Below are 26225 nucleotides of genomic sequence, written 5' to 3'. Positions count from 1 at the left end.
GAAGGCACTCTCGCACGAGCCGCAGATCCTGTTCCTGGACGAGCCGACCGCCGGCGTCGACGTCGAGCTGCGCAAGGGCATGTGGGAAGTGGTCCGCACGCTTCAGCAATCCGGCGTCACCATTATCCTCACCACGCACTATATCGAGGAAGCCGAGGAGATGGCCGACCGCATCGGCGTCATCAACAAGGGCGAGATCGTGCTGGTCGAAGACAAGACGACCCTGATGCAGAAGCTCGGCAAGAAGCGGCTGACGGTGCACTTGCAGGGCAAGATCACATCGCTGCCGGAGAGCCTTGCCCAATACGAGCTCGATCTCTGCGATAACGGCGCGACGCTGGTCTACGACTACGACACCAAGGGCGAGCGCACCGGCATCACCAGCCTGCTCAGCGACCTCCGCACCGCCGGCATCCGCTTCAACGATCTCGACACGACCCAATCGTCGCTCGAGGACATCTTCGTCGACCTCGTGAGGACGTCATGAACCACCGCGCCATCCGCGCCATCTATCTGTTCGAAATGGCGCGCACCTGGCGTACGCTGCTCCAAAGCATCGTCTCGCCCGTCGTTTCGACCTCGCTCTATTTCGTGGTGTTCGGCGCCGCGATCGGCTCGCGTATCAGCCAGGTCGAGGGCGTCAGCTACGGCACCTTCATCGTGCCGGGCCTGATCATGCTCTCGGTGCTGACGCAGAGCATCGCCAACGCCTCGTTCGGCATCTATTTCCCGAAATTCACCGGCACGATCTACGAGATCCTGTCGGCGCCGATCTCGTACTTCGAGATCGTGCTCGGCTATGTCGGCGCCGCCGCGACCAAGTCGATCATTCTGGGCCTGATCATCCTCGCGACCGCCGGGCTGTTCGTGCCGCTGCACATCCATCATCCGGTCTGGATGCTGGCCTTCCTGGTGCTGACAGCAGTGACGTTCAGCCTGTTCGGCTTCATCATCGGCATCTGGGCCGACGGCTTCGAAAAGCTGCAGATGATCCCGATGCTGGTGGTGACGCCGCTGACCTTCCTCGGCGGCAGCTTCTATTCCATCGACATGCTGCCGCCGACCTGGCGCACGGTCGCGCTGCTCAACCCCGTCGTCTACCTGATCTCCGGCTTCCGCTGGAGCTTCTATGAGATCGCCGACGTCAGCGTGTCCGTCAGCATCGGCATGACGGTCGCGTTCCTGGCGATCTGCCTCGCGGTGATCTGGTGGATTTTCCGCACGGGATATCGACTGAAGAACTGACGAACGAGGAGGACCTCACCGGTAGCAATGGAATCGGTGATAGCCGTCGTAATAGCCGTGACAGTGGCGATAGTAGCGATGGTGGGGAACACCGAACACACCCTCGACCGCACCCACCGCGCCGCCGACACCGGCACCGACGGCGCCCCCAACCACGCCGCCCACGGGGCCGGCGATCCGGTTACCTTCGTAGGAGCCTTCCTGGGCGCCGCGCACAATGCCCTGGGCATGGCTTGAGTGAGGCAGCGAGAGCAGCGCGAGAAGGGCGGCGGCAGCTGCGAAGAGCAGGCGGATTGGCAAGCCGGCCGGCAAGGCTGCAGGTGCGGCGGCAGTACGAGCTTTGTTCATCTTCGGTCCCAAGGAAATTAGACGGTGCATGGCGGCAAAAGCCGCCTGTCGGGCAGGACACGATCAACGCACCAGGCGGCCAAATGGTTGCGCCTTTGTGACGAATTGTCGGCGTTGTGAGCGCGCGTCCAATCGCGAAAATGTCAGCGCCGCCGGGACATGCACGGCACAAAGCGGCCTTTGCTTACGCCCCGCATCACGTTAACGATGGGTGTGCAGGCCGCTGGAACGAAAGCCGGATTGCGGGCATAGTGCATGCCGGGGACGGAGAGCCGCGGCGCTAGCGAGAACAGGCCGGAGGCCAGACGTCAGATGCGTTCCTTTTTCATTGCGTTCACTTCGCTGATGCTTTTGAGCGCCGGCGCCGCGCAGGCCAAGGTCGACATTACCGTCGACAAGGACAATCAGCAGATGACCGTCGTGGTCGACGGCGTGACGCGCTACCACTGGCCGGTGTCGACGGGCATCCCCTCGCGCGAGACCCCGAACGGCTCCTTCCGCGCCTTCCGCATGGAAGAGGATCACTTCTCCAAGGAATTCGACGACGCGCCGATGCCGCACTCGATCTTCTTCACCAAGATCGGGCACGCCATCCACGGCACCGACTCGGTCGGACGACTGGGCACGCCCGCCTCGCATGGCTGCGTGCGGCTGTCGCGCCAGAATGCTTCGACGCTCTACGCGCTGGTGCAAGAGCAGGGCGTGCTCAACACCACGGTGACGCTGACCGGCTCGGCGCAGGTCGCACTCGCCCGCAACCCGCGCGGCCGCGCCAACAACGCCGTCGCACGCGCCCAGCAGCCGGCCGAGGAGCAGCAATACGCTACCTCCGGCGATCCGGTGAATCTGACGCCGCCAATGCAGCCCGCGCAGCGCTACATGCAGCAGGACAGCAACTACATCTATCCCGCTGACGGCAGCGACACCGGCGCGCGCTACCCGGCGCCGCGCCCGATCACCCGCCCCTATGGCGCACAGGTCTACCAGCAGCTGCCGCAACCCCAGCCGAATTACGGCCCGGTATATGGCCAGGAGCAGGGCTACTATCAGCCGCAACCGCGTCAGTATTATCAGCCGCGCAATTATTACTACCAGAACTGACGTTCTTATTTGAACGCGGCGTCGCCGCGTTCAACGATCTTCCTCGCGGCATCGACAAAGGCTCGCGCGACCGGCTCGAGGATCTCGGGCCCGGTCCCAGAGAGATCGTCGGCGGGCGTGTGGAAGGTTTGATGGCGGCCGGCCATGCCGAGGAAGTTGGCGTAGCCCGCCGCATGGACGTCGCGCAGCTCACCGACCGCCTGCTTCTCCGTCACCAGCCGTTTGGCTGCGACCGCAGCAAAGGCCTCGTCGGTCAGCGCAACGGCTGACTTGCTGAGCACAAGATAGCGCTCCTCCTCCGGCCTGTTGGTGCGCGCGCCTTCCGCGAAGGCGTAGCACGCGTTGGACGAGCCGAAATGAATCCAGGCCAGCGTCTGCTTCGGCGCGGGCGCACCGTCCTTCAGGAACAGCTCCATGCCGCCATGGCCGATCTCGTGGCCAGCTGTCGCGATGAAGACGAAATGCGCCGGCCATTTTTCCACCGCCGCGGTGCGCGCCAGCGCAAGGAAATTGGCAATGCCGGGACCGCGCTCACAGACGCAGGAGTACCAGCCCGTCATCGGCGTCGAGACCACGATGGTCGGCCCTCGGCCAAGGCCGGTCTCGGCGATGACATTGCGGCCGGACACATTGCGCTCGTAATGACCTGAAACCTCGAACGTGACAGGCGTGCTTGACGCAAGCGCACGCTCGAACATCGCCCGCGCCTTGGCGCCAACCACCATCACCGGCACCGGCCAGGGTGCGTCCTCCTGCGTGACGTTGTAGGCGAAACGATCATCGGCGGGATTACCGATCATCAGCAGGATCGCGGCGGGCTTCTTTGCGGCGGCCTCGGAGATCGCGGCCCGATGCGCCGGACCGAGATAGGCGCCGCGATCGAACGGCAGGTCGACCCAGAGAATCTTCCCGGCAACATCGCCATCGCGGGCGAGCGGCGCGGACAGATGGAAGCTGGCCTTGTCCTCCGGCGGCCACCAGAACGGCGTCGCCTCGACCGCCGTGCCTGCCGCTTCCGCGCTGGCTTTTTCGACGACATATTGCCGGCCCAGCACGACGGGCTGGAACCTGATCGCATAGCCGGCTGCGGACATTTCGCCCGCGATCCAGTCGGCCGTCGCGCGATCGCCTGCCGAGCCGAAGCGGTGCAGGCCGAACGAGGCGTAACGCGTCACATCGGCATAGAGGCTCGCGCCCGACAACACATCCTTGGCCGTCGCCTGTCCAACCATCAGAGCCGCCATCGTTGCGAGGAGGATGAGCCGCATGAGAATATCTCCCGATCTTTTTTGCAGACCAGTGTCGGCTTTCTTCGGCCGTCGTCAACCGCCTTCGCCGACCAGCACGAACGGCGCCCATACGGCCGGATCGGCGTTGCGCGGTGACGACCGGTCCGCAATCAGCGCCTTCATCGAGCGTCGCAGCGCTTCGGCGCGGCCGATGCCGGGATGCGCTGACAGCTCCGAGAATGCGCCGGTGGTCAGCCGCACCGCCGCGTCGGAATCGACCGGCCAGTGCGACACCAGCAGCGCCCGCGCGCCGGCATAGAAGAAGGCGCGCGCAAGGCCCGAGAGGCCTTCCGCGCCGGGCTTGTCGCCCGCCGCGGTGTTGCAGGCCGACAGCACCGCCCAGTCGGCATCCAGCTTGAGCTTTGCGATGCGGCTCGCCGTGAGCAGGCCATCATCGTCGCTGGTCGGCCGGTCCGGCAATGTCAGCACGAGCGCGGGCTCGGTGAGGCCGTTGACCTCGCCGGCGACGAGGCCATGGGTGGCGAAATCGACCACACGGTATTGATCGAGCGGCAACTGGTTGACGCTGGTCACTGACGCGGCCGCACCGAGCTTGACGTCGTCCTGCGGCGAGGCACCCAGCGCCTTCGCCACGGCCTGAAGCTCGGCGGCCGTCTCCGGCAGCGCCGGCAGGCCGGTGCGCAGGCGATCGAGATCGACCGCGGAGCCGTCATAGTAGTTCTGATAGGCTGCACATTGCGCGCCGGGCGCTTGTCGCCGGACGACCGCTGGAACACCGGATCGCCGAAGCCGATGAACGGCTTTTGCGCGCGCGAATCCCCGGCGAAGCCGCGCAGCGCGCGCAGGCTCGGCACCGACGGCAACACCGTGATGGCGCGCTCGTCGAGCAGCCACGCCGCCCGCCGGAAGCGGTCGGCGGATGCACCATCGGGCTTATTCGTCACCAGCACCTGGAATGGCAGGCTGGTCAGCGCACCGACTGGCGCGATCAGCAGTTTCGGCTTGCCGGCGATATCGGCCACGATCGGGCCGAACAGCCCGTGGTAAAGTTCAAAAGACGCATCGAGGTCGAACGAGGATTGCGCAGCCTCCGGATCGATGAGCCCCTGTCGCAGATGCGCGACACGGTCGCTGATCTCGCGGCTGCCGAGGGTGATCTGGCGTAGCGCATTCGCCTCGTGCGTCACCACAAAGACATAGGAGATGTCGTCGAGCAGGATGAAAGCGATCAGCGCCTCATCCGGCTTCAACAACGCTTGCGCCTGCGCGATCGACAGCGGCTGCGGATTGGACAAATCGGCATAGGCCGGAAAATTCCGATTGAGCTGGCTCGTGACGTCGTTGAGCGACTTCTGCGTTTGCGCCGCTTGCGCGCGCAGGCTCGCGATCAGCGTGTCGTTGCGCTTGCCATCCGGCTGCCCCAGCTCCGACGTAATGCGCTTGTCGAGCGTCTCGAGGCCTGCCTTCAGGTCCTGCTGCCGCCGCTCCAATGCCGCGATCGCGTCATTGCCGGCGCCGAAACGCGTCGCCATCTGCGACAGCGCGGCACCTGCCCTGGTCTCATGCGCGCGCTGCGCGGCGCCGAAGGCTTCATCCCGCGCTGCAGCTTCGGGCTTGCCCTCGGAAACATGCCAGATCGCATCGATCAGCCAGGGATCGAGCTCGGTGAAACGGTTGAATTGGGCATTGCGCTGCGTATTGAGCGCGCTCGCAGCGAGGCGCAGCCGCGCCAGGCTATCAGGCCATTTGCCCTCGCGACGATCGACATCGGCGAGATTGATCAGGGTTGCGATCGTGTCGTGATGGTTTGGTCCCAGCCTGTCCCGCGCGATCACGAGCGCACGGTCGAGCCGGCTGCGCGCCTCGATGAGGTTGCCCGTCCTGAGGTCGAGCAGCGCAACGGCGCGCAGATCCTTGATCAGTTGGGCATGCGCCCCGCCAAGCACGCGCTCGTCGATCTCGAGGCAGCGCAGCAGATAGAGCCTAGCCTCGTCCGACTTTCCGTCGTCCATCAGAGCCTGTCCAAGCGAGCCCGCCGCGAGCGCGCTCGGGCCGCTGCCTTCGCCGAACTTGCGCTCCATCACGCCGAGCGAACGACGGTAAAGGCCGAGCGCCTGCTCGTTGCGCCCGAGACTCGCATAGCTGTTGGCGAGATTGTTGAGCGCGCGCCCGACATCGGGGCTATCGGGGCCGAAAGCCTTTTCATAAATTGCGAGCACGCGCTCCTGCAGGCCCGCGGCCGCCTCGTTCCTGCCCTGCGCCGAATAGACGTTGGCGAGATTGTTCAGGCCGATCGCCGTGGTCGGATGATCAGGCCCATAGATCCGCTCGTAGGCCTGCAGCGTCTGCTGATAGAGTTTTTCTGCCTCCGCGTAACGCCCCTCGTGCTCCAGCACTGTCGCAAGATTGCCCGTCGTGGCCGCGACGTTCGGATGCGCCTCGCCGCTGCGCGCCCGCGTGATCGCCAGCGCGCGCCGCATCGTAGCTTCGGCCTCGGACAGGCGCCCGGCATCGAGATAGAGGTTGCCGAGATCGTTGAGCGTCTTGTCATAGTTCGGTGCGGCCTCCGCGTTGTTACCAAAGCTGCGATCAAGCAGCTCGATCCCCTGCTTCAGCAGACGCTCGCCATCGTCGAAACGGCCCTGCAAGCCATAGACATCGCCGAGATTGTCCATGGCGGACGCAATCTCGACCGGCGGTGCGCTCGCCGCCTGCAAGCCTGATAGCACGCGCTCGAAATAGCCGGCTGCTTCCTTGTAGTTCTCCTTGTCGCGCGCCAACCCACCGAGCGCGGCCAGGGTGTCCGAGAGCCTGATATCATTGGCGCCGAACGCACTGGTGCCGAGTGCCAGCGCCCGTTCGGCCACATTCGTCGCCTCCGCCCGCCGGTCGAGCATGCCGAGCGATCCGACCAGCATGTTGGAGGTGCGCAGCGTCGAGGCGACGTCATTGTTGCGCAGCTTGATGGCGAGCGCGGCGTTGAGCTTGTCGATGGCTTCGCCGTAGCGGCCGAGATTGTGCAGGAACATGCCTTCGTTATGCAGCACGCCGGCATAGTTCATGTTGTCGGCGCCCTGCTTGCGCCGCACCAGGTTCTCCAGCTTCTGAGCCGCCGCCAGCCCCTCGGCCCAGCGCCCTCCTTGCGTCGCTGCATTCATCTGCGCCAGCAGCGCATCGAAATCATTGCCGCGCTGGGCGGAAGCCGCTCCGGACCACAGGACCAGGGCCAGACATGCAACGAACAGGCGGGCGCGGCTCATTCGGAAATCCCGTCACGCGCGTCGAGGGAGCAATCCCGGCAGGATAGTGGCGGCCGCAGCTCCTGTCGACCGAGGCGAGCCGGGCCCGCTGGAGTCATACCCTGAGCGCCTACCCCGCCCGCGCATGACCTGCCCGGCCCTGACGCTCTCGCCGGGTGGACGGCACAGCTGATGCCGATTATTGGTAGTCCGGTTTTGCGGCTACAGCCGCAGTCCCTCTTGCCCGTCGCGGTTCACGATGTCATTCCGTCCTGCGCTAGTGCTCGGCACGATCTGTCTTCTCGCTGCAGGAGGGGCCATGGCTTTCGATCTCGAGGCGCATCGCGGCGGACGGGCGCTGATGCCGGAAAACACCCTGCCCGCCTTTGCCAACGCGCTCACGATGGGCGTGGAGACGCTCGAGCTCGACGTCGGCGTGACTGCGGATGGCGAGGTGGTGGTGTCGCATGAGCGCGGGCTCAACCCCGATCTCGCGCGGGATGCGAGCGGCGCCTATGTCGCGGCACCAGGCACGCCCTTCGTCAAACTGCGGTTCGCCGACGTAAGAACTTACGACGTTGGCCAAATCCGTCCGGACAGCAAGTACGCGAAGCAGTTTCCGGATCAGCGTGCCTTGCCGGGGACGCGCATTCCGACGCTAAAGGAGCTGTTCGCGCTGGTGCGCAAATCCGGCAATGAACGCGTGCGCTTCAACATCGAGACCAAGATCGATCCTGAACATCCCGATGAATCGCTGGAGCCGCAGGCCTTCGTCGCCAAGCTGCTCGGCGTGACCGCGGATGAAAAATTCACGGACCGCGTCATGATCCAGTCGTTCGACTGGCGAACGCTGCTTCTCGTCCAGCAGCAGGCCCCGACAATTCCAACCGTTTACCTGACGCTGCAGCGCGGCTCGGCACCGACGAACGCCCTCGACAAGGCCACCAGCTGGACGGCCGGCTTCAACCCGGCCGATCACGGCGGGTCGCTGCCGCGCACCATCAAGGCCGCGGGCGGCGCGGTGTGGTCGCCCTATTTCGGTGACGTCACAGCCGCGCTCGTCGCTGAGGCCCATACGCAGGGATTGCGCGTCGTGGTCTGGACCGTCAACAAACCCGACGACATGGCCCGGATGATCGAGTTCGGTGTCGACGGCATCATCTCAGATCGGCCGGACCTGCTGCGGCAGGTCACCGGCGAGAAGGGCATAGCGCTGCCTTCGGGCACGCCGGTCGAACCGTAGGCGCTCCATCCGGGCCACGAACTACGGGTGGCTACTGCTCCCCGTACCGCAAGCGCCGATACAGCGCGCCGAGGATGTTGGAATAATCGTCGGTCCAGACCCGCACCTTCTCGTCGGGATCGGTCTCCTCCCACTGCTTGGAGGAGGCGAGCTTGCCGACGTCTTCAGCCGCGCGCGCGGAGATGACGACGTCGGTCGAGAAGATGTAATCGGCATCGCGGCCCGAATCCTCGTCGTAGACCCAGCTCTTGAGATCGTTGGCATCGGCAATGCCGACCACGACGGGCTCGAGGTCGAGATGCCGGTTGGAGACGTGCATCACCACGGCGCCGTGCGGGGCGAGCTTGTCCTTGTAGATCTTCATCGCCTCTTCGGTCGCCAGGTGAATCGGGATCGCATCCGACGAATAAGCATCGACGATGATGAGGTCATAGACACCGTCGGGCTCTCTTGCGAAGGTGAGGCGCGCGTCCCCGATCACCGGTTTCAGGTTCGGCAGGCAGCTCGATATGTAGCGGAAATTCTTCGGATCACGCGCCGCGTCCACCATGGACTGGTCGATCTCGAAGAACTTCCAGTCCTCGCCGGGTGCGGCAGCGCAGGCGAGCGTGCCTGATCCAACGCCGATCGCCGCGACCTTCAACGGCGCACCATTGCGCTCGCGGATCGCGGTGATGGCCTGACCGATGCCGCCGTCCTTGTGGTAATAGGTGATCGGCTCGGGCCTGCCGGTGACCGGCGTGCCGTCATTGTTGCGGAAACGCTCGGCGCCGTGAATTGTGGTGCCGTGCATCAGCACGTGGAAATAGCCGCCCGGCGTCACCACGATCTTGTGCACGCCGAAGAAGCTGCGCACGGTGGTGACCCGGCCTTCGTCGGCCGGATAGATCCGCGTCAGGGCCAGCGCCAGCGCGACGGTGGCAAAGATCTTCCACCGCCCCGCATTGAACGCCAGTGCCAGAAGCGCGGCGAGTACGCCAACCGCGCAGGCGACCCAGACGCGGTGATCCTCGAACCAGGTCGAGATATCTCCCGTCATGTAAGACGGCGCAACGAGCGCTACCGCGACCACGGCCAGCGCCAGCCAGTACCATCTCACAATGCCCGCAAGACGCTCGTTCGCCGTCGGCCGGCACAGCGCCGCGAGCGCGACCAGGATCGGATATTCGGCGATCCAGGAGAAGGTGAAGGGCGCGACAAGGCCGGCAAAGAGACCGCCGACCATGCCGCCGAACGACAGCGCGACATAGAAGCCGGTGAGATATTTGGCCGCGGGGCGGGTCCGCGCCAATTCGCCGTGACAGGCCATGGCGATGATGAAGAAGCACAATTGGTGGCCACCGAGCGTCAGCAGCAAATTCTGCTCGCCGCCGAAGGCGAGCAGGAAGATGACGCCCGCGATCGCGACCGGCTGCAGCATCAGCATCCATTTGTGCGGCAGCAAGGGACGCTTCTGGAACACGACCACCCAGGTCAGCAAGTACAGCGACAGCGGCAACACCCAGAGCAGCGGCGCTGCCGCGACATCGGTCGAGATATGCGCGGTGACTGCGATCAGGAGTCCCGACGGCACCGCTGCAAGGAAGATCCAGCGCAGCCGCGTCACGACATCAGGCGCAGGCGCATTGGCCCCTTCCGTCCGCACGTCGGCCACCGCAATCTTCGGCGAGCGCAACAGCAATACGCCGCAAGCGGCGATCAGCAGGATCAGCAGGCCATAGCCGCCGGTCCAGAGCCGGTTCTGCGTATGCAGCGTGAATATCGGCTCCAGCAGGAAGGGATAGGACAGCAGCGCGAGGAAGCTGCCGATGTTGGACGACGCGTAGAGGAAGTACGGATCGTGGCCATCAGGGTGGCCGGTGCGGACGAACCAGGCCTGCAGCAGCGGATTGTTGGCCGCGAGCGCGAAGAACGGCAGCCCAATCGACATCACGAACAGGCCGAGCAGCCAGAACGCGTAACCCGACGCCGGCGGCTCGCCATAGGCGCTGGCAATGCCGAGCGGCAACGTGATGAAGGCCGCGATCAGCAGCACCAGATGCACCACGACCGGCACGACGCGGCTTTTGACCTGCATCAGCAGATGCGCATAGGCGTAGCCGGCCAGCAGCAGCGACTGGAAAAACACCATCGCCACCGACCACACCGCCGGCGAGCCGCCGAGCCGCGGCAGCACCATTTTCGTGAACAGCGGCTGCACCGAGAACAGCAGGAGCGCGCTGACGAAGATCGCGGCGGTGTAGACCGCCAGCAGCAGCCGGTTGCGCGAGGCGGACGGCTGCTCCGTGACGGCGGGTTGCACGATCGAATCCATGGGAGCTCCGGCCAAAGCGTTTTCCAGCGAAGTGGACACCGGTTCGCGCGAGAAAACGCGTCGAACAAAGGCCCGGCGGGCACCGGGCGCGCGCAATGGAGCACACCGCGCCTGAACGGGCAATAAATGGTGTCGTGATGTTGCTTCGGGAAATGCTTGATATTGACGGTCGTTCCGGGGCGATGCAAAGCATCGAACCCGGAACCTCTAGTCCGGGTTCGCGCTTCGCGCGCCCCTGAATGACGGCAGACTGAGCCTTGAACCCCTCATGACCGAAACTGACGTCGTCATCATCGGCGCTGGCCATAACGGCCTCACCTGCGCGGCCTATCTCGCCAAGGCGGGCCTGCGTGTGCATGTCGTCGAGCGCCGCACGGTGGTCGGCGGGGCCGCGGTCACGGAGGAGTTTCATCCGGGCTTCCGCAACTCGGTCGCGGCCTACACCGTGAGCCTGCTCAATCCGCAGGTGATCCGCGACCTCGGACTTGCAGAACAAGGCCTGCGCGTGGTCGAACGGCGTGCGCAGAATTTTCTCCCCGCGCCCGACGGCAGCTATCTCCTCACCGGCGAGGGGCGGACCAAGGCGTCGGTGGCACGGCTCAGTGCGCGCGATGCCGATGCACTCGACGGATTTTCGCGTGAGCTCGAGGACATCGCCGACGTGCTCAGGCAGTTCGTGCTGCGCGCGCCGCCGAACCTGCTCGCCAGTTTTGGCATTGGCGCGATCCGCGAGGCCGCGAACGCGCTGACCACGGCCAACATCCTGCGCGGCCTGACACTGGAGCAGAGCCGCAGCCTGCTCGATCTCTTCACCCGCTCCGCCGGCGAGATGCTGGACGAACGCTTCGAGCACGATCTGGTCAAGGCGCTGTTCGGCTTCGATGCCATCGTCGGCAATTATGCGAGCCCTTACGCCGCCGGCTCGGCCTATGTGATGCTGCATCACGCCTTCGGCGAGGTGAACGGCAAGAAGGGGGTCTGGGGCCATGCCATCGGCGGCATGGGCGCGATCACGCAGGCGATGGCGCGGGCCGCACGCGCGCGTGGCGTCACGATCGAGCTTGATGCCGGCGTGCGCGAGGTGATCGTCGAGCGCGACCGCGCTGTCGGCGTGGTGCTTGAGAACGGCACGGCGATCCGTGCGAAATACGTCGCGGCCAACGTCAATCCCAAACTGCTCTACACGCGGCTCGTCGCGGCCGACGCCCTGCCCCAGGATTTCCTCGCCCGCATCCGCCACTGGAAGAACGGCTCCGGCACCTTCCGCATGAACGTGGCGCTGGATCGCCTGCCCTCCTTCACCGCGTTGCCTGGCGAGGGCGACCACCTCACCTCCGGCATCATCCTGGCGCCAAGCCTCGACTACATGGACCGCGCCTGGCTCGATGCGCGGGCGCAGGGCTGGAGCAAACAGCCTGTTGTCGAGATGCTGATCCCCTCGACGCTCGACGACACGCTCGCACCTTCCGGACAACACGTCGCGAGCCTGTTCTGCCAGCACGTCGCGCCGGAGCTGCCCGATGGACAATCCTGGGACGATCATCGCGAGGAGGTTGCCGATCTCATGATCGCGACGGTGGACAGCTACGCGCCGGGCTTTGCCGCAAGCGTGCTCGGCCGCCAGATCCTCTCGCCGCTCGATCTCGAGCGGCAGTTCGGGCTGTTAGGTGGCGACATCTTCCACGGCGCGCTGAGCCTGAACCAGCTGTTCTCGGCGCGGCCGATGCTGGGCCATGCCGATTATCGCGGACCGCTGAAGGGCCTCTATCATTGCGGCTCCGGCGCTCATCCCGGCGGCGGCGTCACCGGCGCCCCCGGCCACAACGCGGCACAGGCGATCTTGCGAGATCACCGCGGCTTGTTCGCAAGCCGTGGATAGGTCTGTGGACCGGCTGTGGACAGGTCTGTTGGCAAGTCTGTTGCTAAGTCTGTCGGCAAGGCTGTGGTGAAGCGGTGGGGTTGTCCCGTGACCACCGGGGACAACCCGGGGATCAAGCTGTGCGGAAGGGACCGGATTGATCGCGGACAAGCCTGTGGAAGGCTGCACAATCGCGGGTGGGAAACCTGTGGGCACGGGCGGTGTCAACCTCGCCTGCACCCCAACACGACAACGCCCACCGGGGGGCAACTCCCCAGCGGGCGGTCGTCGAAAAAGCCGTCTATGAAGAAAGTAGCCCCCGCTGGGAAATGGGAGGCAGAAATTACTTCAAGGAGCTGCTAATCGAACCGAACTTGTCGTTCAACGTGGTGCCCAGGCTGTTCACCACGGTGATGATCGCCAGCGCGATACCAGCCGCGATCAGGCCGTATTCGATCGCAGTCGCGCCAGACTCATCAGACCAGAACTTCGCAATCATGTGCTTCAAGACTCGCCTCCAATTCATTCCAGGGTGGCCGGTTGTTTCCAACATCAGGAAATCTACGGAGCACAACCTACGGTCCAGTTAACCCGGGAACCGCAAGTTATGCGGAAAATTGGGAACAAAAGTTCCACTAATTGAAAGCAACGGAACCTTCGCATGCAGCCCTTGCCCACCCATCGCGCCAGCTTTTCCATCGGCAACGAGGCTGCTGCCAAGCGTGTCGTCGACGTGCTCACGGAGGTCTTTTTCGAGGGCGATGCCGCGGTCGCCGCCTTCGAACGGCCGGATGGAGAATGGGACGTCACGCTGCATTTTGCCGAGCCGCCGGATCAGGAATTGCTCCGCGAAATCGTTGCAACTTCAGCAGGAAATGACATCGCCGCCACGCTTGCCTTCGACACAATCGAGGCCAAGGACTGGGTCAAGGCGAGTCTGGAGGACCTCGTGCCGGTCCCGGCCGGACGCTTCGTCGTCCATGGCAGTCACGACCGCGACCGTGTGGCGCCCAACAAGCTCGCCATCGAGATCGAGGCAGCGCTCGCCTTCGGCACCGGACACCATGGTACCACGCGTGGCTGTTTACTTCTGCTTGACCATGTCCTGAAACATGCGCGGCCCAAGCGGGTGCTGGACCTCGGCACCGGGACCGGCGTGCTGGGGATCGCGGCCGCCAAAGCGCTGCACCGGAGGGTGCTGGCCTCCGACATCGACCCGCCGTCAGTGCATGTCGCAGCCGAGAACGCGGCCCTGAATGAAACCGGTCAATATGTGCGGGTGATCCGCGCCACAGGCTTTGCCGCGCCGGACTTTGCCAAAAGGGGCCCGTTCGACCTGGTGCTGGCCAACATCCTTGCCAATCCGCTGCGGCAATTGGCGGGGCCGATGGCCCGGCATCTGGCTCCCGGCGCCCGCGTCATCCTCTCGGGCCTGTTGACCCACCAGGCGCCCGCCGTGATCGCCGCCTACCGCGCGCGCGGCCTGGTGCCGCTGCGGCATCTGCGAATCGAGGGCTGGAGCAGTCTGTTGCTGCGGAAAGTGGTTTGAATAAACCGCATCGCGATGGCGGCGCGCTCCCTCGCCCCGTTCTTACGGGGAGTGGTAAAGAGAGCCCTACTCCGCCGGCTTGTCGTCCGGAGGCACCGCGCGATCGCCCTTCAAGGCCCGCTTGGCACGGCGCTCAGAGACGCGATCGATCATCTGGCTGATGAGGCCGCGCGGCTTCTTCGGTGTCGTTGCTGCAGGCGCGCGGCGCACCGGCGGCGAAATCTTCTCAAAGGTGAACGCTGGCATCGTGTGTCCCCTCGCCGTTGAGATGAACCACTTGCTCGAACTTCCCTGTTATCCGGACGAAGCGCAACTGCCGCATCCACTACTCCACTCAATTCGAATGGAACATTTTCAAGCACAGTCCATGCCAGATGAGAGGGCAATTGCGTCTACATTGCGGACTGATCCCCATGATCCTAAACTGAGCCATGTTCGAAGCACACTTCCAGACATTCGAGGAGCCCGAGGCCGGCGTCGCACTGACGGCGCGTCTGGCTGCGCTCCGTGAAGAACTCGCCCGCCGCAAGCTGACCGGCTTCGTCGTTCCGCGCGCCGATCAGCAGCAAAATGAGTATGTGGCGCCCTCGGAAGAGCGGCTCGCCTGGTTGACCGGCTTCACCGGCTCGGCGGGGCTTGCCGTGGTGCTGGCCCAGGAAGCCGCCTTGTTCGTCGACGGCCGCTACACGATCCAGGCCGCCAAGCAGGTCGACGCCAAGGCATGGGTGGTGGAATCGCTGATCGATCCGCCGCCGGAAAGCTGGGTCTCGGCGCATCTCAAACCCGGTGATCGCCTAGGATTTGACCCGTGGCTGCACACTTTTGCAGCAGCCGAGCGCCTCGGCGCCGCCTGCACCAAGGCCGGCGCCGAGCTTGTGGCGGTCGACAGCAATCCCATCGACGCGGTCTGGCAGGACCGGCCGCAGCCGCCGATCGCACCGGTCGCGATCCATGGCCTGCAACATGCCGGCATTGCCGAGGCCGAGAAGGTGGCGCAGATCAAGAGCGAGATCGACAGACTGGGCGCCGACGCGCTGGTGCTGTCCGATAGCCACGCAGTCGCCTGGACCTTCAATATCCGTGGCGCCGACGTCGCCCATACGCCGCTGCCGCTGTCCTACGCGCTGGTGCCCAAGGTCGGCCGTCCCACGGTGTTCATCGACCACCGCAAGCTCTCCAATTTGACGCGCGACCATCTCGAGCAGTCCGCCGACGTGCGCGAGCCCGATGCGCTGACGCCGACGCTGATGGCACTCGCGAAAAGCGGCGCTGCGATCGCGCTCGACGGCGCCACGGCGGCCGACGCCCTGAGTCGGTTGATCGCGGGCGGCGGCGGCAAGCCGCTGCGCGGCAGCGATCCGATCGCGCTGCTCAAGGCGGTGAAGAACGCGACCGAGATCAAGGGGACGCAGACGGCACACCGGCGTGACGCCATCGCGCTGGCGCGCTTCCTCGCCTTCATCGACCGCGAGGCACCAAGCGGCAAGCTCACCGAGATCGACGCCGTCGAGGCGCTGGAGACGTTCCGCCGCGACACCGGCGCCTTGAGGGACGTGTCGTTCCCGACCATCTCGGGCACGGGGCCGAACGGCGCCATCGTGCACTACCGCGTCACCCGCAAGAGCAACCGGCGGATCGCACTAGGTGATCTCCTGCTGATCGATTCCGGCGCGCAATATGAAGACGGCACCACCGACGTCACCCGCACCATGGCTGTGGGCGAGCCGACCGACGAGATGCGCGACCGCTTCACGCGCGTGCTGCGCGGCCATATGGCGATCGCCCGCGCGGTGTTTCCCGACGGCACCACCGGCGCGCAGCTCGACACGCTGGCGCGGCAATATCTCTGGGCGGCCGGCGTCGATTTCGAGCACGGCACCGGCCACGGCGTCGGCAGCTATCTCAGCGTCCACGAAGGCCCGGCCCGGATCTCGAAGCTCGGCACCACGCCGCTGAAGCGCGGTATGATCCTCTCCAACGAGCCCGGCTATTATAAGACCGACGGCTTTGGCATCCGCATCGAGAACCTCGAGCTGGTGATCGCGGCCGACATCAAGGGCGCCGAGAAATCGATGAACGCGTTCGAGACCCTGACCCTGGCGCCGATCGACCGCCGGCTGATCGACACAGCGATGCTGAACCGCGACGAGCTCGCCTGGCTCAACGCCTACCACGCGCGCGTGCGGGCCGAAGTGGGTCCGGCGCTGGACGAGACGACGAAGACCTGGCTCGATCAGGCCACGGCGGAGCTGAAGGCTTAGACCGTACCCGCATAGCGCTACGCGGTTTGCGCAAGGCTCGGCATCACGCATAGCCGCATACCGAAACGACCATGTTCGCTGCCTTCGCGATGCGGCTAGTGTCGATCCATGCACGGTATGATCAGCCAACCGCCTGATACGGCAACCAACATCGCGACGTCGCGCGTGGTGTTGCTGCTGCTGGTCGTCATGACCGGGATCGCGCCGATCTCGCTCTACATCCTGGTTCCCGCGCTCCCCGTGCTGGCGACGAGTTTCGGCAGCGACATCTCGATCGCGCAGATGACGGTGTCGCTCTACATGGTCGGCATCGCGCTGTCGCAGCTCACCATGGGGCCGCTGTCGGACAAGTTCGGCCGCCGTCCGGTGCTGCTGGGCGGCCTTGCGCTGATGGTCGCGGCGAGCGTCGCCTGCATCTTCGCCGAGACGCTGCCGCAGCTGATCGCGGCGCGCTTCTTCCAGGCACTGGGCGGCGCCTCCGGCATGGTGATCAGCCGCGCCATCATCCGCGACATCTACGCGCGCGACCGCGTCGCCTCCATGATCAGCCTCGTGGTCGCAGCGCTGATGATCGGCCAGATGGTCTCGCCGCTCACCGGCGGTTTAATCGAGACCGCATTCGGCTGGCGGGCGATCTTCTACGCCGTGACGTTCGGCGCAGTGGCCGTTGCCGTCGGCATCGCGCTCGCATTGCCGGAGACACGCCGCGACCGCGCGGCCGGGGGCGGCGGGTTTCGCAGTGACGTCGGCAGCCTGATCAAGAGCCGCGCCTTCATGGGCTATGTGATGTGCCAGGTGCTGGCCTCGCAAATCATCTTCACCTTCGCCGGCGGCGGCCCCTACATCGTCGTGACCCAGATGGGCCGGACCAGCGCCGAATACGGCGCGTGGTTCGCAACGACAGGCTTTGCGTATCTGGTCGGCAATCTGCTCTGCGTGCGCTTTGCGCCGCGACACTCGCTGGAGAAGCTGATCTGGTTCGGCCTGGCCTTGCAACTCTGCGGCAGCCTCTTGAACCTGCTGTGGAGTTTCACCGGCTGGAACGAAGCGCCGAGCTGGCTGTTCGGCACGCAGATGATCGTGATGGTCGGCAACGCCTTCGTGATGGCCAATTCCGCGGCCGGCGCCATCAGCATCCGCCCCGAGGCCGCCGGCACCGCGTCGGGCGCCATGGGCTTCCTCCAGCAGGGCATCGGCGCGCTGATGTCGCAATTCGGCGCCTATCTCGGCGGCCACTCCGCAACGACGCTGCCGCTGACCTCGGCGGTCCTCGCAATCTCGCTGCTCTGCGCCTGCATGATGACCTTCGTCGTGCCGCGCCGCGAGCTGGTGGTGAGCGAGGAATTGATCGAGCAGGCGGAAGAGGAAGAAGGCGGGATCATGTGATCCGTCGCTACGCGACGGCAGTCATCCCACGCTCGGTGTCATCCCCCGCGAAGGCGGGGGATCCAGTACGCCGCGGCCTATCGATTCTATCAGTGCCGTCCCGGGGGTACTGGATCGCCCGGTCAAGCCGGGCGATGACAGCGGAGTAGGTGGAGGGCGCAATGCCTCACTCCCCGATCAGCTTCAGCCACTCGTCCTCGGTCAGCACCTTGACGCCGTGCTTGTTGGCGTCCGCGAGCTTCGAACCGGCGCCGGGGCCGGCGACGACGAGATCGGTCTTCTTCGACACCGAGCCCGAGACCTTGGCGCCCAGCCGTTCCGCGGTCGCCTTGGCCTCATCCCGCGTCATCTTCTCCAGCGAGCCCGTGAACACCACCGTCTTCCCGGCGACCGCCGAATTGCTCTTCGGCTTCTCGGCGTCGACGATCTCGACCTCTTTGGTCAGCCGCTCGACGATGCCGCGGTTGTGGCTCTCGCCGAAATAATCGGCGATGCTCTTGATCACGGTGTCGCCGATCTGGTCGAGCGCGTCCATTTCCGCCATCGCCTCCTCGTCGCCCTTGGCGACCTTGAGGCAGGCGTCGTGGAAGGCATCCCAGGAGCCGTAGCCCCGCGCCAGCGCGAGCGCCGTGGTCTCGCCGACGTGGCGCATGCCGAGCGCAAAGACGAAGCGCTCCAGCGCGATTCTGCGCCGGCTCTCGATGGCGCCGAACAGATTGCGCACCGAGGTCGCGCCATAGCCCTCGATGTCCTCGAGCTTGAGCTTCGAATTACGCTTCTCCAGCGTGAAGATGTCGGCGGGCTCCTTCACCCACCCTTCGTCGAAGAAATACTGGAGCTGCTTCTCGCCCAAACCGTCGATGTCGAAGGCGCGCCGCGACACGAACAATTTCAAGTGCTCGATCTTCTGATAGGGGCAGGCGAACTCGCCGGTGCAGCGCGCGCGCGACCCCTCTTCGCCCGTCGCGGTCTCCTCGCGCGTCACATCGGTATGCAGCGGGCACGGGCACTTCTTCGGGAACTGGAATTCCTTGGCACCGCGTGGCCGCTTGTCTATGACGACATCGACGATCTGCGGGATCACGTCGCCGGCGCGCTGGATCACGACGGTGTCGCCGATCCTGATGTCACGCCCCTCGCGCAACACTTCGCCCTTGTTGCCGATGCCCTTGATGTAGTCCTCATTGTGAAGCGTGACGTTCTGCACGATCACGCCGCCGACACCGACGGGCTCGAGCTTGCCGACCGGCGTGAACGAGCCGGTGCGACCGACCTGGATTTCGATGTCCCGCAGCACCGTCATGGCGCGCTCGGCCGGAAATTTATGCGCAATGCCCCAGCGCGGCGTGCGCGACACGAAGCCGAGCCGTTCCTGCCAGTCCAGCCGGTCGACCTTGTAGACGACGCCGTCGATGTCGTAGTCGAGCCCGGCGCGCTCCTCCTCGATCTTCTGGTGGAACGCGACCAGCTCCTCGACGGAGTGACACAGCTTGGTCAACGGATTGGTCTTGAAGCCGCAGCGCTCGAACCAGTGGATCATGCCGCTCTGCGTCTCCTCCGGCATCGCGCTCATCTCGCCCCAGGCATAGGCGAAGAAGCCGAGCGGACGCGAGGCGGTGATACCAGGGTCCTTCTGCCGCAACGAGCCTGCGGCCGAATTGCGCGGGTTGGCAAAGATGGTGTCGCCCGCCGCCTTCTGCCGCTCGTTGAGCGCGAGGAAGGCCTTCTTGGTCATGTAGACCTCGCCGCGCACCTCGCAGATATCAGGGACGTTGCGACCCCTCAGCTTCTGCGGCACGTCCTCGAGCGTGCGGATGTTGGCGGTGACGTCCTCGCCCTCTGCGCCGTCGCCGCGCGTCGCGGCCGTGACGAGTTCGCCGCCCTCATAGCGCAGCGACATCGACAGGCCGTCGATCTTCGGTTCGGCGGAAAAGTCGATCTTGTCGTCGTCGAGCTTGAGGAAGCGCACGATGCGGCCGACGAAGTCGCGCACGTCCTCGTCGGCGAAAGCGTTGTCGAGCGACAGCATCGGAACCGAATGCCGCACCTTCTTGAAACGTCCCGATGGCGCAGCGCCGATCTTCTGGGACGGCGAGTCCGCGCTGACGAATTCCGGAAAGCGTTTTTCGATCGCGTTGAGGCGCTGGCGGAGCGCATCGTACTCCGCGTCGGTCACGGTCGGCGCGTCGTCCTGATAATAGCGCTTGTCGTGCTCTTCCAGTTCAAGCGTCAGCCGCATGTGCTCGACCTTGGCCTGCGCCTTGGTGAGATCGGCGACGTCACGAAGTGGTTTTGATTTTGCTGCTCTGGCCATGGTGCTTGGATACGACGGAGCGGGCGGGAGGGTAAAGGCGGGTTAGTATCTTGTTCCCCGGATACAGCGCAACGCGCCGCGTCCGGGATACGCAACTAAGCCGTCGCCGCCTTGAGCAGCCGGTCCGCGGCGGCCCGCGCCTCGGCCGTGATCTCGGCGCCGGCGAGCATGCGGGCGATTTCCTCGCGCCGGTGGTCGGCGGCGAGTGCGTTGACGCGGGTGGCGACGCGCTTGCCCTTGTCCAGCGCATCCTTGGAAATCAACAGATGCTGGTCGGCTCGGGCCGCGACCTGCGGGGCGTGGGTCACGGCCATCACCTGCACCTTGCCGGCGAGCCGTGCCAGCCGGGCACCGATGGCGTCTGCCACCGCACCGCCGACGCCGGTGTCGATTTCGTCGAACACGAGGGTCGGCGCCGAGCCACGGTCGGACAGCACGACCTTGAGCGCCAGCAGGAAGCGCGAGAGCTCGCCGCCGGAGGCGACCTTCATCATCGGACCCGGCTTGGTGCCCGGATTGGTCTGCACCCAGAACTCGACGCGGTCGAAGCCTTGCGGCCCCGGCGCGGCCTCGTCGGTCGTCACCTGGGTGATGAATTTCGCGCGTTCCAACTTGAGCGGCGCAAGCTCGGCGTTGACGGCTTTGTTGAGCTTCTCGGCCGATTTCTGCCTGCTAGCGGAGAGCTTTTTCGCGGCCGCCGCGTAGCGGCTATCTGCCTCGATCGCGGCCTGCTCCAGCTTCTTCAGGCGCGAGGCGCCGGCGTCGATCAGCACGACATCGGCGGCATATTTGGCCGCGAGCGCCGCGAGGCCATCGACCGGCGTCGAATATTTGCGCGAGGCCGCGCGCAGAGCGAACAATCGCTCCTCGATGCGTTCGAGCTCGGCCGGATCGAAATCGGTCGCGGCGAGCGCCGCCAGAAGATGCTGGTCCGCCTCCTCCAGCGCATTGATCGCGATGTCGATCGCCTTCACCGCGGGCTCGACCAGCGCCGGCGAATTGACGCCGCGACGCTCCAGCCGGCGCACCGCGGCCGACAGTGCTGCAACCGGCGAGTTGTGGCCGCCGACGACCTCCTGCGCCTCGCGCAGATCGGAGGCGATCTTCTCGCCCTGCATCATGGTGGTGCGGCGATGGGCGAGCGAGGTCTCCTCGCCATCCTTGGGCGCGAGCTGCTTCAGCTCGCCCGAGGCATGGCGCAGATAGTCGGCCTCGCGCGCGGCACGCTCCATGCTGGCGCGATGATCTTCCAGCTCGGTGTTGGCGCTGCGGCGCGCGTCCCAGAGGGTTTCGACGCCGGCGACGTCCTTTTCGAGGCCTGAGAAGGCATCGAGCAGGCGGCGATGGGTGGCGGCATCGACCAGCGCGCGCTCGTCGTGCTGGCCATGGATCTCGACCAGCGCGGCGCCGACTGCCTTCAGCGTCTGCACGCTGATCGCCTGGTCGTTGATGAAGGCGCGGGTGCGACCGTCGGCGAACTGGACCCGGCGCAGGATCATCTCGCCTGTGTCCTCGAGGCCGTTCTCGGCGAGGATTTTCGCAGCAGGGTGATTCTTCGGGATATCGAAGACGGCAGTCACCTGTCCCTGCTCCGCGCCATGGCGCACAAGGCCCGCGTCACCGCGGCCGCCGAGGGCCAACGCGAAGGCATCGAGCAGGATGGATTTGCCTGCACCGGTCTCGCCGGTCAAAACCGCGAGGCCAGTGGCGAATTCGATATCGAGCCGTTCGATCAGGACGATGTCACGGATCGACAGACGCGCCAGCATGGAACCAGATTTCCTAGCCGAGGCTTAGAGGCCAATCTTCTTGAAGGTCTGGCTGATCCAGGACCCCTGATTCTCGCTCGGCTCGAGACCGCCGGATTTTACAAGATTATAGGCGTCCTTGTACCAGCGGCTGTCAGGAAAATTGTGGCCGAGCACGGCGGCCGCCGTCTGGGCCTCGCCGACGATACCGATCGACATATAGGCCTCGGTGAGGCGGTAGAGCGCCTCCTCGACGTGACGCGTGGTCTGGTACTGCGTCACCACGGCCTTGTAGCGGTTGATCGCGGCCGTGTAGTCGCGCTTCTGCATGTAGTAGCGGCCGACGGCCATTTCCTTGCCGGCGAGCTGGTCGCGCGCCCCCTCGATCTTGGCCTTGGCGGAGGTCGCATATTCGGAGTTCGGATATTTGCGCACCACCTCTTCCAGCGAGGCGATTGCCTTCTCGGTGCGGCCCTGGTCACGGTTGATGTCCGGGATCTGGTCGTAATGCGAGGCGGCGATCAGATATTGCGCGTAGGCGGCGTCCGGGCTGCCGGGATGCAGGGTGATGTAGCGGGTCGCGGCGCCGATGCAGCTGTCATAGTCGCCGCCCTGGTAGGATGCATAGGCCGACATCAGCAGCGATTTGCGCGCCCAGTCGGAATAAGGATGTTGGCGGTCGACCTCCTCGAACTTCTTGTTCGCCGCCTTCATGTCCTTCTTTTCGTTCATGAGGTACAAGCCCTCATTGTAGATCTTGTCGGCAGGCTCCTCGGTGAAGGTGTCGTCCTTGTTGAGGAACTTGTCCCAGAGCGCGCCGGTGCCGCAACCGGCCAGCGGCAGTGCGAGCAGGAAGAGGGTCGCGGCTTGAAGCAGCCCACGGGCTCGCGGTGAGACCAAGAAAAATCCGCGCGTCATACGCTGTGCCGACATGAATTTAAGACCTGACGCCCTGTGATGCGGTGCCCGCAAGCCCATGATCTCCGCCATGGGCGCGAAATGTGTCCGTGGTGCCTGCCATACGACCACGTCGGTGTAACCGAAAAACGTTTGTTAACCCATCGGATAGGCAGGCATTCCGCCCGGATTAAGGCGAAAACGCCGCAATCCTAGTCGATCATGGTTACCAGGAGTTTCCCGGAGACATTGTCGCTGGCCGCCTGGCGCAACTGCCCTTCAGGACACGTCCGGCCCGTAGGCCGCGGCGATCCGGCCGCCAACGATACCGCTGCCGACCTCGACCACGGGACGGGTGGTGCGGCGGGCCGCCTCGCCCTCGACAACCCGCCAAGCGGCACGGTCGGCGAGCAACGCGGTGAGGACGGCGTGGTTGAGCTTGTGGCCACCACGCACCGAACGGTAGGCGCCGAGCAGCGGAAGGCCGGCCAGCGCAAGATCGCCGATCACGTCCAGCACCTTGTGACGGGCGCATTCGTCGGCGTAGCGCAGGCCCTCGGTGTTGAGCAGCCGCTCCTCGTCGAACACGACGGTATTTTCGAAGGAGGCGCCGAGCGCATAGCCCGCGCTCCAGAGCTTCGCGACATCGCCCATCAGACCGAAGGTCCGGGCGCGGCCGACTTCACGGCGGAAGCGCTCGGGGCTCACGTCGAAGCCGTAGCTCTGCTGGCCGATGACGGGATTGGCGAAGTCGATTTCGACCTCGGCACGGAAGCCGTGGGCGTAGGGCCGGATCTCGCCGAAGGAGTCGCCCATCTTGATCGAAACAGGCTTCAAAACCTGGATGAAGCGGCGCTGTGCCGGCTGGGTCACGATGCCGGCCTGATCAATCGCAGCAATGAAAGCCGCAGCGCTGCCATCCATGATCGGCACTTCGGGACCGTCGACTTCGATGATGGCGTTGTCGACACCCATCCCCCGCAGCGCAGCAAGCACGTGCTCGGCAGTGGAGATCAGCGGACCACTGCGATCACCGAGGACCGTTGCGAGATCGGTCGCCACCACCTGCTCGGCGGTCGCCTGAATCTCGCGGTCACTTCCCTCAAGTCCGGTGCGGACAAAAATAAGACCTGCATCGACAGGTGCAGGTCCGAGCGTGAGCGTGACGGGAAGACCGGAATGAACGCCGACGCCGGCCACGGTGGCTTGCGCACGAAGCGTTGTTTGCCGGCTAAATTTCATCAGGAACCCGCCCCACTACGACCCACTGCGACTTATACTGAACCCGACTGATCGATCGAGATCGACCTTTCGAATCTCCGTATCCCCAAGTCACGGGCAAACCATAGTCACTGCCTCAAACAGCGCCAACTCACGCTTTTTTACCGATTGTTACCCCAAACCCGCCGTATTCGCGCCAAGGCTTAACCAAATTGCACCTCGGTTTGGGGCCGTTGCCGGCAGTTTTACTGAAGCACCCAACAGGTAATTAATGATTTAAAATCAGTTGCTTGAAGGTGCAATCCGGATATGCACGGGAGCAAAGGAAAGGCCCCGGCGAGTATCCCGCCGGGGCCTTTCTGCGTCTGCCTTATTGTAACAATCCTCAGGTCGCCTGCCGCCGCAGGAAGGCCGGGATATCAAGATGGTCGTCTCCCTGTGGCGCCGGCGCAACAGGTGCCGGGCGGCCATGGGCGTCGAGTCCCTGCGGTGCGGGCCGGCGGGCGTACTCCGAGACCGGCTCGTTGGCAGCGATCTGCTGCGCCACCGACCGCTGCGGCTTGCGCTCGGGCAGCGCCGGCATTGCCGGGCCAGCGGTGCGGGCGGCGATCGGGGCCTCGGTCTCCTCGTCGCGGCGGCCGAGGCCGACATTGGCGAGGCGCTGGAGCAGCGACAGGCGGGTCTTCTGGGGTGTCTCTTCTTCCACCTCGCCACGGGCCTGACGAAGCTCGGCCTGGGCCGGCATCGGCAGCTCGTCGAGGCGCGGCATCCGGGGCGCGCGAGCCGGAGCACGCTCGGCCTGCGGCGGGATGAAGGTTTCCGGCGTCATCGGCTCCTGGATGGCAAGCGGTGCCTGCTCAGGTTCCGGAAACAGCGTTGGCTTCTGGGCGATCGGACGCACGGTGACGTCGCCATAGGTCTGCGGCGCGGGCGGGACTTCGGACACGGCCGCCGCGATCGCGGCGAGCGCCGCACGCTCGACATTGGGACGCGGGGCGACGGGCGCGGCCGCAACCGGTGCGGCGGCCGGGATCTGCGCTTCCATCTTCTGGGCACGCTCGGCCATGCGCTGATTGTCGGCGCGAAGGCGCGCGGTGAGATCGGCGAGACGGCTCTCGGCAGCAGCGGCCGGAGCCGCGGGAGCCTGCTGCACCTGCTGCGGCGCGGCGTTTGCGACCGGAGCAGAGGTCGCCTGGCTGTTGCGGGCGATCGCGGCCTGCTCGATGCCGGTGGCAACGACCGAGACGCGGATCAGACCATCGAGCGCTTCGTCGAAGGTCGCGCCGACGATGATGTTGGCGTCCTGATCGACTTCCTCGCGGATGCGGGTCGCGGCTTCGTCGACCTCGAACAGGGTCAGGTCCTTGCCGCCGGTGATCGAGATCAGGAGGCCCTTGGCGCCCTTCATCGAGGAATCGTCGATCAGCGGGTTGGCGATCGCGGCTTCAGCAGCGGTCAGCGCGCGCTTGTCGCCGGAAGCTTCGCCGGTGCCCATCATCGCCTTGCCCATCTCGCGCATGACGGCGCGGACGTCGGCGAAGTCGAGATTGATCAGGCCTTCCTTGACCATCAGGTCGGTGATGCAGGCAACGCCCGAGTAGAGCACCTGGTCGGCCATCGCGAAGGCGTCGGCAAAGGTGGTCTTCTCGTTGGCGACCCGGAACAGGTTCTGGTTCGGGATGATCAGAAGCGTGTCGACGACCTTGTGAAGCTCATTGATGCCGGCCTCGGCGGTGCGCATGCGGCGACCGCCTTCGAAGTGGAACGGCTTGGTCACGACGCCGACGGTGAGGATGCCCATGTCGCGCGCGGTCTTGGCGATAACAGGGGCTGCGCCGGTGCCGGTGCCGCCGCCCATGCCGGCGGTGACGAACACCATGTTGGCGCCCGAGAGATGATCGCGCAGCTCGTCGATGACTTCTTCGGCGGCCGCAGCGCCGACATTCGGCTGCGAACCCGCGCCGAGGCCTTGCGTCACCGCGGTGCCCATCTGCACGATGCGCTGCGCCTTCGACATCGTCAGCGCCTGCGCGTCGGTGTTGGCGACCACGAAGTCGACGCCCTGCAGGCCCGCCGTGATCATGTTGTTGACGGCGTTGCCTCCGGCGCCGCCGACGCCGAACACGGTGATGCGGGGCTTCAACTCGTGAATATCAGGAACATTGATGCTGATGGTCATGTTTGCCTCTCGATCACGCGCGCGTGGGTTCGCCCCGGCCTGCGGCCGCGGGAGTTGGTGAAAATGAGAAAT

Annotated in this window: 18 protein-coding genes and 2 pseudogenes; 8 read left to right on the top strand and 12 right to left on the bottom strand. The window is 65.3% G+C overall.

The window, feature by feature from the left end; genetic code table 11:
* A pseudogene (locus Q0687_RS25575) lies at positions 1-487 on the top strand (multidrug ABC transporter ATP-binding protein); the annotation flags it as partial.
* Positions 484-1245, top strand: coding sequence for an ABC transporter permease (locus tag Q0687_RS25570; protein ID WP_298883119.1), 762 nt, complete (start codon positions 484-486; stop codon positions 1243-1245). The pseudogene Q0687_RS25575 and the gene Q0687_RS25570, both read left to right, overlap by 4 nt.
* Before the next feature lie 15 nt (positions 1246-1260).
* On the opposite strand, the gene Q0687_RS25565 is transcribed toward Q0687_RS25570, so the two are convergent.
* Entirely contained in the window at positions 1261-1593 is a 333-nt protein-coding gene (locus Q0687_RS25565; RefSeq protein WP_298883117.1) for a hypothetical protein, read from the bottom strand.
* A gap of 312 nt (positions 1594-1905) precedes the next feature.
* On the opposite strand from Q0687_RS25565, the gene Q0687_RS25560 reads away from it, so the two are divergent.
* Positions 1906-2694, top strand: coding sequence for a L,D-transpeptidase (locus tag Q0687_RS25560; protein WP_298883114.1), 789 nt, complete (start codon positions 1906-1908; stop codon positions 2692-2694).
* A gap of 5 nt (positions 2695-2699) precedes the next feature.
* Here Q0687_RS25560 and Q0687_RS25555 read toward each other — a convergent pair whose 3' ends face one another.
* From Q0687_RS25555 to Q0687_RS25545, 3 genes and pseudogenes are all read right to left on the bottom strand, one after another.
* Positions 2700-3962, bottom strand: coding sequence for a hypothetical protein (locus Q0687_RS25555; protein ID WP_298883112.1), 1263 nt, complete (start codon positions 3960-3962; stop codon positions 2700-2702).
* A gap of 54 nt (positions 3963-4016) precedes the next feature.
* A complete protein-coding gene (locus Q0687_RS25550; protein WP_363323989.1) occupies positions 4017-4838 on the bottom strand; it encodes a CHAT domain-containing protein in 822 nt (273 codons plus the stop codon).
* Positions 4802-6619, bottom strand: a pseudogene (locus tag Q0687_RS25545) (tetratricopeptide repeat protein); the annotation flags it as partial. The pseudogene Q0687_RS25545 and the gene Q0687_RS25550, both read right to left, overlap by 37 nt.
* 883 nt (positions 6620-7502) lie before the next feature.
* Between Q0687_RS25545 and Q0687_RS25540 the strand changes: the two are divergent.
* Complete coding sequence (locus Q0687_RS25540; RefSeq protein ID WP_298883107.1) at positions 7503-8426, top strand: glycerophosphodiester phosphodiesterase; 924 nt, start codon at positions 7503-7505, stop codon at positions 8424-8426.
* Between the two features lie 31 nt (positions 8427-8457).
* Here the strand turns inward: Q0687_RS25540 and Q0687_RS25535 are convergent, their stop codons facing one another.
* Positions 8458-10740, bottom strand: coding sequence for a fused MFS/spermidine synthase (locus Q0687_RS25535; RefSeq protein WP_298883104.1), 2283 nt, complete (start codon positions 10738-10740; stop codon positions 8458-8460).
* 268 nt (positions 10741-11008) lie between these two features.
* Between Q0687_RS25535 and Q0687_RS25530 the strand changes: the two genes are divergently transcribed.
* Positions 11009-12619 carry an NAD(P)/FAD-dependent oxidoreductase gene (locus Q0687_RS25530; RefSeq protein ID WP_298883100.1) on the top strand — a complete coding sequence of 537 codons (1611 nt, stop codon included), beginning with the start codon at positions 11009-11011 and terminating at the stop codon, positions 12617-12619.
* Between the two features lie 322 nt (positions 12620-12941).
* Here the strand turns inward: Q0687_RS25530 and Q0687_RS25525 are convergent, their stop codons facing one another.
* Positions 12942-13106, bottom strand: coding sequence for a Flp family type IVb pilin (locus Q0687_RS25525; RefSeq protein WP_298883098.1), 165 nt, complete (start codon positions 13104-13106; stop codon positions 12942-12944).
* 153 nt (positions 13107-13259) lie between these two features.
* On the opposite strand from Q0687_RS25525, the gene Q0687_RS25520 reads away from it, so the two are divergent.
* Positions 13260-14147 carry a 50S ribosomal protein L11 methyltransferase gene (locus Q0687_RS25520; RefSeq protein ID WP_298883096.1) on the top strand — a complete coding sequence of 296 codons (888 nt, stop codon included), beginning with the start codon at positions 13260-13262 and terminating at the stop codon, positions 14145-14147.
* Positions 14148-14213: 66 nt separating this feature from the next.
* Here Q0687_RS25520 and Q0687_RS25515 read toward each other — a convergent pair whose 3' ends face one another.
* A complete protein-coding gene (locus Q0687_RS25515) occupies positions 14214-14393 on the bottom strand; it encodes a hypothetical protein (protein ID WP_298883093.1) in 180 nt (59 codons plus the stop codon).
* A gap of 185 nt (positions 14394-14578) precedes the next feature.
* Here Q0687_RS25515 and Q0687_RS25510 point away from each other — a divergent pair, with 185 nt between their 5' ends.
* Both Q0687_RS25510 and Q0687_RS25505 read left to right on the top strand, forming a co-directional pair.
* Positions 14579-16408 (top strand): aminopeptidase P family protein, encoded by a 1830-nt coding sequence (locus Q0687_RS25510; RefSeq protein WP_298883091.1) that lies wholly within the window; start codon positions 14579-14581, stop codon positions 16406-16408.
* A 108-nt stretch (positions 16409-16516) separates the two neighbouring features.
* Positions 16517-17794, top strand: coding sequence for a multidrug effflux MFS transporter (locus tag Q0687_RS25505; RefSeq protein WP_298883090.1), 1278 nt, complete (start codon positions 16517-16519; stop codon positions 17792-17794).
* 166 nt (positions 17795-17960) lie between these two features.
* On the opposite strand, the gene ligA is transcribed toward Q0687_RS25505, so the two are convergent.
* The 5 genes from ligA to ftsZ form a co-directional block, all read right to left on the bottom strand.
* Positions 17961-20108: an NAD-dependent DNA ligase LigA gene (gene ligA / locus Q0687_RS25500; protein ID WP_298883088.1), complete on the bottom strand. Its 2148-nt coding sequence runs from the start codon at positions 20106-20108 to the stop codon at positions 17961-17963.
* Between the two features lie 95 nt (positions 20109-20203).
* Positions 20204-21877, bottom strand: coding sequence for a DNA repair protein RecN (gene recN, locus Q0687_RS25495; RefSeq protein WP_298883085.1), 1674 nt, complete (start codon positions 21875-21877; stop codon positions 20204-20206).
* Positions 21878-21901: 24 nt separating this feature from the next.
* Positions 21902-22789 (bottom strand): outer membrane protein assembly factor BamD, encoded by an 888-nt coding sequence (locus Q0687_RS25490; protein WP_298883083.1) that lies wholly within the window; start codon positions 22787-22789, stop codon positions 21902-21904.
* Between the two features lie 243 nt (positions 22790-23032).
* Complete coding sequence (lpxC, locus tag Q0687_RS25485; RefSeq protein WP_298883080.1) at positions 23033-23995, bottom strand: UDP-3-O-acyl-N-acetylglucosamine deacetylase; 963 nt, start codon at positions 23993-23995, stop codon at positions 23033-23035.
* Positions 23996-24359: 364 nt separating this feature from the next.
* Complete coding sequence (gene ftsZ / locus Q0687_RS25480; protein WP_298883078.1) at positions 24360-26153, bottom strand: cell division protein FtsZ; 1794 nt, start codon at positions 26151-26153, stop codon at positions 24360-24362.
* Between the last annotated feature and the right edge of the window lie 72 nt (positions 26154-26225).

It is taken from the genome of uncultured Bradyrhizobium sp. (assembly GCF_936928535.1).
In the GTDB taxonomy this organism is placed as follows: domain Bacteria; phylum Pseudomonadota; class Alphaproteobacteria; order Rhizobiales; family Xanthobacteraceae; genus Bradyrhizobium.
The sequence above is the reverse complement of the archived record's forward strand: the minus strand, read 5'-3'. Positions and strand labels throughout refer to the sequence as shown.